The sequence below is a fragment of the Blastocatellia bacterium genome (assembly GCA_035573895.1).
In the GTDB taxonomy this organism is placed as follows: Bacteria; Acidobacteriota; Blastocatellia; order HR10; family HR10; genus DATLZR01.
In genome coordinates this window covers 1-10,852 of sequence record DATLZR010000184.1, presented here as the reverse complement: position 1 = coordinate 10,852, position 10,852 = coordinate 1, and the positions used below count along the sequence as shown (strand labels likewise).

General features: G+C 60.7%; 8 protein-coding genes. 5 read left to right on the top strand and 3 right to left on the bottom strand.

Going from position 1 to position 10,852, the window contains the following annotated elements; genetic code table 11:
• Nucleotides 1-172: 172 nt before the first annotated feature.
• Together VNM72_16095 and VNM72_16090 are read left to right on the top strand one after the other, a co-directional pair.
• Nucleotides 173-589, top strand: a complete 417-nt coding sequence (locus VNM72_16095; GenBank protein HXF06915.1) for a F0F1 ATP synthase subunit epsilon — start codon at nt 173-175, stop codon at nt 587-589.
• A gap of 364 nt (nt 590-953) precedes the next feature.
• On the top strand, nt 954-1,307 hold the full coding sequence (locus VNM72_16090) for a hypothetical protein (GenBank protein ID HXF06914.1): 354 nt from the start codon (nt 954-956) through the stop codon (nt 1,305-1,307).
• A 470-nt stretch (nt 1,308-1,777) separates the two neighbouring features.
• Here VNM72_16090 and VNM72_16085 read toward each other — a convergent pair whose 3' ends face one another.
• The 3 genes from VNM72_16085 to coaD form a co-directional block, all read right to left on the bottom strand.
• Nucleotides 1,778-2,338, bottom strand: coding sequence for a nuclear transport factor 2 family protein (locus VNM72_16085; protein HXF06913.1), 561 nt, complete (start codon nt 2,336-2,338; stop codon nt 1,778-1,780).
• Between the two features lie 210 nt (nt 2,339-2,548).
• Nucleotides 2,549-3,778: a pyridoxal phosphate-dependent aminotransferase gene (locus tag VNM72_16080; protein ID HXF06912.1), complete on the bottom strand. Its 1,230-nt coding sequence runs from the start codon at nt 3,776-3,778 to the stop codon at nt 2,549-2,551.
• A gap of 69 nt (nt 3,779-3,847) precedes the next feature.
• Entirely contained in the window at nt 3,848-4,342 is a 495-nt protein-coding gene (gene coaD / locus VNM72_16075; GenBank protein HXF06911.1) for a pantetheine-phosphate adenylyltransferase, read from the bottom strand.
• 223 nt (nt 4,343-4,565) lie between these two features.
• On the opposite strand from coaD, the gene prfB reads away from it, so the two are divergent.
• The 3 genes from prfB to alaS all read left to right on the top strand — a co-directional run.
• Nucleotides 4,566-5,703, top strand: a protein-coding gene (prfB, locus tag VNM72_16070) for a peptide chain release factor 2 (protein HXF06910.1) whose coding sequence is annotated in 2 segments (ribosomal slippage) — nt 4,566-4,622 and nt 4,624-5,703 — 1,137 coding nt in all. Because the reading frame shifts where the segments join, the coding sequence is not laid out codon by codon here.
• A 21-nt stretch (nt 5,704-5,724) separates the two neighbouring features.
• Nucleotides 5,725-8,313, top strand: coding sequence for a DNA translocase FtsK (locus VNM72_16065; GenBank protein HXF06909.1), 2,589 nt, complete (start codon nt 5,725-5,727; stop codon nt 8,311-8,313).
• A 438-nt stretch (nt 8,314-8,751) separates the two neighbouring features.
• The coding region (alaS, locus tag VNM72_16060) for an alanine--tRNA ligase (protein HXF06908.1) at nt 8,752-10,852 on the top strand (2,101 nt) is incomplete at its 3' end.

Genomic DNA, 10,852 nt, shown 5'->3' with positions numbered 1-10,852 from the left:
GTTTTATATGGTCGGGACAATCGAGGAGGCAATCGAGAAGGCTCAGCGCATTCAAGCCATGGCGGCCTGACGCCCGATGCGGAAGGCAATCCGCCGTTCGTCCGGCATGGGACGAACGACGTAAGAATGAGCCGGTCAGCCTCGCGCTGGGTTTATTAGCGACAGTTAGACGATGGCCAAACAGATCACACTTGAAGTCGTCACTCCCGAACGGCTCGTCCTCAGCGAGGTCGTGGATGAAGTAGCCGTCCCGGGACTGGGGGGCGAGCTGGGCATCTTGCCCGAGCATACGTTTCTGCTCAGTTTGCTTCAACCGGGCGTGCTCAGTTATCGCAAAGGCGGCGAACGTCATCTGCTGGCCGTGCGTGGAGGCTACGTCGAGGTCCGCCCCGATCGCGTGACGGTGCTGGCCGACGCTGCCGAGCGACCCGAGGAAATTGATGTCGAGCGAGCGCGACGCGCCCGCGAACGAGCGCTTCAGGACATGCGCCGCAGCGCGAGCGAAATCGAGTTTCTCCGGGCTCAGGCCCGACTCCAGCGCGCTCTCGTGCGCCTGCAGGTCGCGGGCAAATCTCCCACCGGCGAGTAATCCAACCAAAGCGGAACAGCATGCAAATCCACTCCCCATCGGAAGCGTGAAAAAGGCGAGGTCATTTCCTCACCGGACCAATCCGATGGAGGACATTACCCCACGAAACGTTGCGGCTTTTTTGAGGGCCGGCAACGCTCGAATCGGGCCGCGAGCAGTCAGCCCTTCCATCCCCCCTCGAATGTCGCCCACCGATATTCCCAGATCTGAATCGGCCACCTCTCATTCGACGGGAGAGGCGCTGATGCTTCACCTCGATACACGGGCTTCTGTCTCACGACGTGACGGGCTATGTCAGCCCCCGCAACAGGGATGCCCCGTATCGTGTGCGATACTGTTTTGGATTGTGTGATATAATGGGGCCATGCCGAAGAAGCGCAGGACGGGGGAACAGCTCGGACTCACTTTCGCATCGGCCCCGGAATCCGCCGGTGCCAATGAAGCGACGCTGGCCGCAAAAGCCGAGGTGGCGATCGGCGAATACCTCGCACGAGGGAAGAAGATTTATCCCAACATGCCTATTGCCCGGTTGCTCGGCGCCCTCGGTCGTCAGGGAATCGCTCCGGAGCATGCGGCACGGGCGCTCGAACTAATCGGCGCACAGGTGACGGAAGTCCCCACGTTCGTTGCCAAGTTCAATTATCGCGTCACGTTCCCGCCCGATGTCCTCGACCGGTGTCGCCGGGCCTATCAGAGCGCTCACCAGTCGGCGGCCTGAGCCCGATTGCCGGAGAGAGTCGGCGTCGCTTGCCATCGTTTTGGTCGTACTGCACTCGCCTCTTCCGGGCTTCAATTGCCTTTTGAAAACCCCGATGAATTGCGGATAACTGGCTTTGGGACTTGTAAATCCGAAATCCGCCGCAGTCTGCAATTGGCGTTAGCCAAACAAGACCAGGAGACTGTACGCTCCACACGGGCACGGGGCAGCGAATATCCTGCGGTCAGGAGACACGCTCTCCTCTCATTGAGGCAACCATAACCGTGGCCAAGCGCCGCTCCGCTTCCGGGCGCCTCATCCGGATGTCTTCACGCACAAACGGTGCTCCACGGTCAGCCGGATGATGTCGAGGAACTCCATCGCAGAAACCGTGAGGAATTCTCGCGCGCGGTTCAAGCGTCTCGGTCGGAACTCTTCCCGCGAGAATCTTCCGGCACGGGATGAGCGAGGCGCAAAAGGGTGTCGGGGCCTCAGGGGGCGGTGCTCGTGTGGTCGTGGACGATCTTCCAGCCCTCTTCTGTCTGACGAAAGATCAGGGTGAAAAGGCCGCGCGATTCTCCCGTTGATCTTCGCAGCCGGAAGCGCCCGGTGACGGAGGCAGCCCGGGGCCCAAGCTGCTCGATCTGAAGGTCGGAGAATTCGAGCTGACCCATCTCCTTTCCCTCGCTCTGATAGGTACGGCGATATCGCTCTCGCGTCGCCTGCCATCCGCGAAACACGGTCCCATCGGAGAAAAACGTCAGATGATCGGATTTCCAGTAGCCGCGCATGAAACCGTCGAGGTCGCCCCGATTCCAGGCGGCGACTTGTTCATCGAGCACGCGCCGGATGGCCTCGAGAGCGTTTTTCGCAGAAGCGGCCGACGCTGGCCGGGATGGCCTCGGCCGTTGCACCGGGATTTGCCACGCGGCGACTGTCCATCCCGGCGCGGCAGCCAGGGTGTTGAGGAAGATCAGGATCGCAACCGATCGCACCCATCGTCCTGGGCCGTGATCCGGAGCGGCATTTTCTGACCGGAGAATTGCACCCATACGGCCTCCGTGGAAAATAGCCCGCGAAACACACGGAATGACGCGAAAATCTCCGTCCGCGGATGAAAGGGATGAAAGCTTCTCGCGGAGCGCCATCCGCTGGTACTTTTCATCGTTTCCGGGCGATATGCGGGGGTCATGACGCCCCCCCCCCGAAAAGTGGCTCGAGGCCGTCCCGCCTGTGCTTTTTCGCAGGCTCGGAAGCGTGCGCTACTTCTCGGCAAATGCCCGGAGCCGCTCGACCGCTCGTTCGAGCTGCGCGAGCGAGGCGGCGTAGGAGATTCTCACATATCCCTCCATGCCAAAGGCCGATCCGGCAGTGAGGGCAATATGGCAGTCGTCGAGTAACCGGCGGACCAGTTCATCGGAAGACGTCAGTCCCCGTCGGGCCATCAACCGGCTGACGTCAGGGAAGGCGTAGAACGCTCCCTCCGGCAGACTGCAGGAGATGCCCGGGATCTCATTGAGTGCCGGGATGAGGAAATCGCGCCGACGATGATACTCCTCCAGCATTCGCGCTACCGAATCCTGCGGGCCTGTGAGCGCCTCCAGAGCTGCCTTTTGCGCCAGCGACGAAGGATTCGAGGTCGAATGGCTCTGAACTTTGATCATCTCGCGCACCCACGCCTCCGAAGCGAGGCCATAGCCGATGCGCCAGCCGGTCATGGCGTATGTTTTCGAGAACGATCCCGCAATGAGGACGCGCCGACGCACCTCCTCGGGCAGAAGCGCCGCCGACGAAGGCGTCACCGGCGGATAGACGAATTCCCGATAGCATTCGTCGGAGATGACAAAAAGCCCGCGGGCGACCGCCGTCTCGACGATCCGACGAAATTCCGGCAACGGAATCACGCGCCCGGTGGGATTATTGGGCGAATTGAGGATGAGTAATTTCGTCGCCGGGGTGATGGCTTGCTCGACCATTTCGGCCGTCAGGCGAAAGTCGTTCGTCTCGGTGGGGATGAAGACGGGGCGTCCGCCGGCAAAGAGCACCGTCTGAGGAAACGTCACCCAGTAAGGCGATGGAATGAGCACGTCGTCACCCGGTTCGATGAGCGTGACGATGGCATTGAAGAGAATCTGTTTGCCTCCGGCTGTGACGATGACGTTGGCGGGCGTGTAATCCGCACCGTAGGTGCGGTTGAAGAATTCGGCGATGGCTTGTCGCAGTTCGGTCGTCCCCGCCGCCGGAGTGTATTTGGTGAAGTTCTCCTCCAGCGCGCGGCGGGCCGCTTCCTTGATATTCTCTGGCGTGGGGAAATCCGGCTCGCCGGCCCCGAGGTCAATGACCTCCTGACCGGCAGCCCGAAGCCGCTCCGCTGCCTGCATGACGGCCATCGTTGACGAGGCCTCCATGAGAGCAACCCGTTGCGCGGCGGGAAATCCCGATCGTGTTCGATCGCGTCGTGTCGTGGAAACGGATGTCATTCCCTCATTCATCGTGTCGGCTCTCCTTCTTTCCGAAAGGTGAACCCCACCGCCGAGAAACACCACAGCGGGAAAGGACCGCTACACCAATTCGGCCCTCAACGAGGAAAATTTGCGCCGCATGCGCTCCTCGACCAGTGGGGGAACGAGTCCCTTGATGTCTCCGCCCAGAGCACAGACTTCTTTGACCAGCCGCGAGCTGACGAAGGTATAGGGTTCGGCGGGCATCATGAAGATCGTTTCAATCGTTGGATCAAGACGACGATTCATCAGCGCCATCTGGAACTCGTACTCGTAATCGGAGATGGCGCGAATTCCCCGGATGATGGCCGTCGCTCCGACCTGTCGGGCGTAGTGAACGAGCAGGCCCTCGAAGGTTTCCACGCGAATCGGCAGCGGATTGAGGACCTGGCGGATGATCTCCACTCGCTCGTCAACGGTGAACAGTGGCGTTTTCGCCGGATTTCTGAGGATGGCCACGATGACCTCATCGAAGAGCTTCAGGGCTCGATGAATGAGGTCGAGATGGCCGTTGGTGAGAGGGTCAAATGTTCCCGGATAAATGGCTCGACGCATGGATCATCCTTCCTGAGGCGCGCGGGAGCACCATCGGGATGGAAGCGGGTGGTTTTTCTCCTCGGGTCGAGGCGAGCCCGTGAGGAGCGATGCTCCCAGGGACGCGTGACGGTGCGCTGATGCATTCGGCGTGCTCCCCGCCTCGATGATAAAAGTCGTTGCAGAACGGGCAATTTTACGCTACTCTATAGGCGGATTCAAACACAAAGGCGCTTGTGAACCAATGATCGAAGAATTTCGCACGCAATACGAGGCTCTCACCGCTCGGCTGAACGAGCTGAGGAGGTTTCTTTGACATCGCGGCGAAGCGAGAGCATCTGACCCGCCTGGAAGCGGTGATCGCTCAACCGGATTTCTGGGCGGACCCGGCGCGGGCGCAACAGGTGCTGCGAACCCGCCGCCGCCTCGAATCAGAGATCGAGACGATCGAGCGTTTCGAGCGTCAGCTCGGCGACGTGGAGGTGCTCCTGGAACTGGCCGAGGAGGACGAGGCCTTCCTCCGGGAACTCCAGGAATCGCTCGCCCGCTTGACGCGCGAGGTGGAGGAGCTGGAACTGAAGACGCTGCTGTCGGGCCCCCACGATGCCGGCAATGCCATCGTCACCATCACAGCCGGTGCCGGTGGAACGGATGCTCAGGATTGGGCGGAGATGCTGCTCCGGCTCTACCTCCGCTGGGCGGAGAAACACGGCTACCGAACCGAACTTCTCGATCTCCAGCCGGGACAGGAAGCAGGCATCAAATCCGCCACCTTCCGCGTCGAGGGAGATTACGCTTACGGCTACTTGAGCGCCGAATCGGGCGTTCATCGCCTCGTGCGCTTGTCTCCCTTCAATATCGGCCACAGCCGCGAGACGAGTTTCGCCTCGGTCTTCGTCTATCCCGAGATCGAGGATGACGTCGTCGTGGAGATAGACGAGAAGGATTTGCGCATCGAGACCTTTCGTTCCTCCGGCGCCGGGGGACAGCATGTCAACAAGACCGAATCGGCCGTCCGCATCACGCATCTGCCGACGGGTATTGTCGTCTCCTGCCAGAACCAGCGGTCGCAGCACCAGAATCGAGAGATGGCCATGAAGATTCTCCGCGCCCGTCTCTACGAACTGGAGCGGCAGAAACGACAGCAGGAGCGACAACAACTGGAGCAAAACAAACGGGAGATCAGTTTTGGTTCGCAAATTCGCAGCTATGTGTTGCACCCCTATAAACTGGTGAAGGACCTGCGCACCCGCTACGAGACGAGCGATGTCGAGCGGGTGCTCGATGGCGAAATTGACGATTTCATCCGCCAGTATCTGCTGCTGCAACGAGCATCACAGGCGGAGGCAGTTCCCGAGCTTGCTCCGACGAATTCCGGTTAGCCGAGATCCGGTCGAGCCGTCATGTCGGTTGGGACTTCGACAGTCGCGCACTCCTCGCGCTCGCGCCTGGATGAGGTGCTGGGGATTCTCTGCCTCTTCTTCAGTCTCGTTCTGGCGCTGAGTCTGGTCTCTTACGATCCCGGCGATCCCTCCTGGAACACGGCGACGAGCAAAACCAGCGCCAGTAACTGGATCGGCATCATCGGAGCACATCTTGCCGATCTTTTGCTTCAGACGCTGGGGCTCGTGGCGTTCGCTCTCCCGGTCATTTTGCTCGTTGTCGGCTGGTCGGCTTTGCGCTCGCGGAGTCTGCGAGCGTCGCTGCTTAAGGTCATCGGCTGGCTGGGATTGATGACGGCGACGAGCGGCTTGCTGACGCTGCTGTCCGTCAACGAGCGACTTTGGTGGAGATCGGTGCGCCCCGGCGGTTTCTTCGGCCTCATTGTGACGGAATCCCTCACGTCGGCCCTCAATGTCGTGGGGACGGCTTTGACGCTCGGCACCATTTTCCTTCTGGCCCTGATGGTGGTCGGAAATATCTCGTTCGTCGGGGCGACCGAGGGACTGGCGCAACGGATCGCTCACCTTCGGGAGCGCGGGCGGCTCCGACGTGAGGTCCTGTCGGTCTCCGAGGAATCGGCCGAGGAGGAACCGTTGCTCAACCTGTTGACGGGAAAGAAGCCGCCGAAGGTTCCCGAGCCAAAGATCGCCGGAGGGGAGGAGACCCGACCGATGCGGACGGCCCAATCCACGGCGACTTCCGAGCCGGAGGAGACGAGCAAGGCTCCGGCGCTTGTGGGCGCATCCGCGGTTGACTCGCGCGCAGCGGAAACTCTGGCGACGACTGACAAGAGCCGCCGTGCGCCGACGCGATCCGGAGCGCCCGATCTCGAACTGGAGGACGCCGTCGGTCGGTCACGGGTGGCTCCTCTGCCGGTGGACATCGAGGACGTGATCGAAAGCAGCGCCGGACCCCTCACCGTGGGCAAACCGCTGTCCTCTCGACCGACTGCCACCCTCCGCTCTTCACCGGCGGAAGACGAGGTGGCGGAGATGCTCTCGACGGCGTCGGTCAAAACGGTCAAACCGGTGGAGAAAGCCAAAGTCGAGCGACGGCCCGCGCACCGCGCGAGTGAGAATTTCATTCTTCCTTCGCCCGACATGCTGACCGAACCTCCGCCACCCCGTGAACAGGCGCGGGAAGAACTCATGCAGCGCGCCATCATCCTGGCGGAGAAATGCAAGGAATTCGCCGTCACCGGTCATGTGCATCAGATCAGTCCCGGACCGGTCGTGACGACCTTTGAGTTCAAACCCGATCCGGGGATCAAGTACAGCCGCATCACCAGCCTGGTGGATGATCTCTGCCTGGCTCTGGAAGCCGAATCCATTCGCATTGATCGCATCCCCGGCAAGTCAACGGTCGGCATCGAAGTTCCCAATAAACATCGCGAACTGATCTATCTTCGTGAGCTGATCGAATCGCGGAAGTTCCAGGAATCGCGCTCGCGGCTGACGATCGCACTGGGCAAGACGATTGATGGCAACGTCTACATCACCGATCTGGCGAAGATGCCTCACCTGCTCATCGCCGGAGCGACCGGCTCGGGCAAGTCCATGACCGTCAACTGCATCATCACCTCGATCCTCTACAAAGCGACGCCCTCGGAGGTCAAATTCATCCTCATTGATCCGAAGCGACTGGAGCTGGGCCTTTATGAGGACATCCCCTATCTGCTGGCTCCGATTGTGACTGATCCCAAACGCGCCTCCTATGCGCTCAAGTGGGCGGTGGCCGAGATGGAGAACCGCTACAAGTTGCTGGCCAGCTTCGGCGTGAGGAACATCGAGCAATTCAACCGCGAAGTGCGCGAAGGAGCGGACCGAAGTCTGACGCTGGAAAGTGGAGAACCCGTCCGGCCTCTTCCCTACATCGTCATCGTGATTGACGAGCTGGCCGATCTCATGATGGTCGCTTCATCCGAGGTGGAGACGGCCATCACCCGGCTGGCGCAGATGGCCCGCGCCGTGGGGATTCATCTCGTCCTGACGACGCAACGACCGTCGGTTGACGTCATCACCGGGCTGATCAAGGCCAATTTCCCCTGCCGGATCGCGTTTCGCGTCTCGTCCAAGGTTGATTCGCGGACGATCATTGATGTCAATGGAGCCGAGGCCCTGCTGGGCAAAGGCGATATGCTCTTCCTCCCGCCGGGATCAGCCCGACTCGTGCGCGTTCACGGCGGGTTCATTGAGGAGAAAGAGATCAAGCGCATCGTCGAGTTCCTCAAATCCCAGGCCCAGCCCGAATACGATGAGACCGTCCTCATGTCGGAGAAGGAATACGAAGCGGCTCAAAGCGGTGGCGGACAAAAATACGATGAGCTGTATGAAGACGCCTTGAGGATCGTCATTCAGATGGGGCGGGCTTCGACATCGGTTCTGCAACGACGACTGCGCATCGGCTACGGACGCGCCGCGTCAATCATTGACATGATGGAACGCGACGGCTTTGTTGAACCGGCTGATGGCCCGCGCCCGCGCGCCATCACCCGCAAGGCTCTGGAATTCCGCGAACGCCTGGAGCAAATGAGAGAAGACCAAGAGTAAACCCGCCGACGTAAACCGCCCGCCTCTAAAACGCGAGAAGCTGTCGAGAGTCGCCCCGGTCTGTTTTCAGCCGCGAGCCTTTGAGAACCGGCGGAATCACCCCGGAGAGATCGGACTCATAGGACGGGTCCGTCGCGGGGAGAAGTGTCGGAGATTCCGGGCGGCAGCCTCCCGCTTTTTCAAATGTGGGACAGGGGAGGAACTTCGCCCCCTTGCACGATAACGGCTCCCGCTTCTCCAAAAATGTGGGCGGGGCCATCCCGACGGCGCATCATTGCAGAGACGGGGACATCCGACCGACATTATCGCTTTTGTGGCGGAATGCTCGCCCCGTGACGCTTCCCGTTTCGGGGCAACGGCCTGCCGGGTCATCGTGCGGCCTTTCGGCATCTTGTCAGGGCCTCGCGTCATCCGGTATCTTTGATGGTCTTCATGACTATGTGGAAAGCAAGTGGACATGAGATTCGTGAGGCCTTCCTGCGGTATTTTGAACGGCAGGGCCATCGCATCGTGAAGAGTTCGCCGCTGGTGCTGCCGGGCGATCCCACACTGCTTTTTGCCAATGCCGGCATGAACCAGTTCAAGAACGTCTTCCTCGGGCTGGAGCAGCGAGACTATAAGCGGGCCACAACAGCCCAGAAGTGCGTTCGCGCCGGGGGCAAGCATAACGACCTCGAACAGGTGGGGAAGACGGCTCGCCACCACACATTCTTTGAAATGCTCGGCAACTTCAGCTTTGGCGACTATTTCAAGGAAGAGGCGATCTGGTTCGCCTGGGATTTGCTGGTGCGCGAGTGGGGCTTGCCGCTGGATCGGCTGTGGTTCACCGTTTATCAGGACGATGATGAAGCGTTCGCCCTCTGGAAGAAAGTGGGGGCTCCGTCCGATCGCATCCTGCGCTTTGGCAAGGAGGAAAACTTCTGGGCGATGGGCGATACGGGTCCCTGCGGCCCGTGCAGCGAGATTCACTTCTTCATCGGACCGGACGAGTCCTTCAACCGGGCTGAGTACGTCAACGGCGAAGGGGATTACATCATCGAGATCTGGAATCTCGTCTTCATGCAGTTCAACCGGGATGAGAGCGGCACGCTCACCCCTCTGCCGAAGCCCTCGGTGGACACGGGCATGGGACTGGAGCGCATGGCCGCCGTGCTTCAGGGCGTGGTCTCGAATTTCGATACCGACCTCCTTCGCCCGATCATTGATGTGGTCGCCGGGCTCGCCGGACGCGACTACGTCAGCACGAGCGATGAGGGAATGTCCATGCGGGTCATCGCCGATCATGCCCGGGCCACGGCTTTTCTGGTGGCTGATGGCGTCTTTCCCGGCAACGAGCAGCGGGCCTATGTCTTGCGCAAAATCATGCGACGCGCCCTCTGGCACGGGCGAAAACTCGGCATCCCCTCGCCCTTCTTCCATAGAGTCACCGATGCCGTCATCGAGGTTATGGCGTCGGCCTATCCCGAACTGGTTGATGCCCGACCGACCATCGAGCGAGTCGTCACGCGGGAGGAGCATTTGTTTGCTTCGACGCTCTCGGCGGGATTGCGCAAATTCGATGAGATTCTCCAGCGCACGACCGGGACGGTCATCGCCGGAGCGGACGCCTTTGTGCTCTATGATACCTACGGGTTGCGCGAGGATTTAATCGAGTATATCGCCGGACAGCGAGGATACATCGTTGATTGGGAGGGCTTTCAGCGCGAGCTGGAAGAGCAGCGTCAGCGGGCGCAGGCCAGTTGGAAGGCGGCGCTTCAGGAGAAGCTGGCCGCAACCGAAGCCATCGTGAGGACCCGCGAACTGCCGACCGAATTTCGAGGATACGAACTCACCGAGTGCGCGGCGCAGATCACACATATTTTCCACGACGGTCAAGCCGTCGAACAGGCCCATGCCGGTCAGACGGTGGACATCATTCTCGATCAAACTCCCTTCTATGCCGAATCCGGAGGACAGATCGGCGACACCGGCGTCATCGAAAGCGAGAGCGCGCGAGCGCGGGTGACCGATACCGTCTCCAAGACGTTCGTCGAGAATTCAACGGCTTTGGTCGCCAAATACGTTCACGTCGCTCAGGTGGAAAGCGGTCGGTTGCGCGTGGGAGATCGCGTGTGGGCCCGCATTGATGCGGAACGACGCGAGCGGATTCGCCCGCATCACACGGCGACGCATCTCCTGCATGCCGCGTTGCGCGAAGTCCTCGGCCCTCACGTCAAGCAAGCGGGAAGTCTCGTCGCCCCCGACCGCCTGCGCTTCGATTTCACTCACTTCGCTCCCCTGACGCCGGAAGAGATCAAAGCCGTCGAGGACCTGGTCAACGAACAAATCCTTCGCAATCGGGAAGTCTCGAAAGTGGAGATGGAACTGGATCAGGCGCTCGCGTCCGGAGCCATCGCTTTCTTCGGCGAAAAGTACGGAAGTCGCGTGCGCGTCGTTGATATTCCCGGCTTCTCCCGGGAACTGTGCGGGGGGACGCATGTTGATCGCACCGGCGACATCGGTCTTTTCAAGATCATCCGGGAGGAATCAATCGGGGCGG

Bases quoted from the DNA above. Each gene is read 5' to 3' on its own strand.
- VNM72_16080 (HXF06912.1), bottom strand. From the start codon at position 3,778: ATGAATGAGGGAATGACATCCGTTTCCACGACACGACGCGATCGAACA.
- VNM72_16095 (HXF06915.1), top strand. From the start codon at position 173: ATGGCCAAACAGATCACACTTGAAGTCGTCACTCCCGAACGGCTCGTC.
- VNM72_16090 (HXF06914.1), top strand. From the start codon at position 954: ATGCCGAAGAAGCGCAGGACGGGGGAACAGCTCGGACTCACTTTCGCA.
- coaD (HXF06911.1), bottom strand. From the start codon at position 4,342: ATGCGTCGAGCCATTTATCCGGGAACATTTGACCCTCTCACCAACGGC.
- VNM72_16065 (HXF06909.1), top strand. From the start codon at position 5,725: ATGTCGGTTGGGACTTCGACAGTCGCGCACTCCTCGCGCTCGCGCCTG.
- VNM72_16085 (HXF06913.1), bottom strand. From the start codon at position 2,338: ATGGGTGCAATTCTCCGGTCAGAAAATGCCGCTCCGGATCACGGCCCA.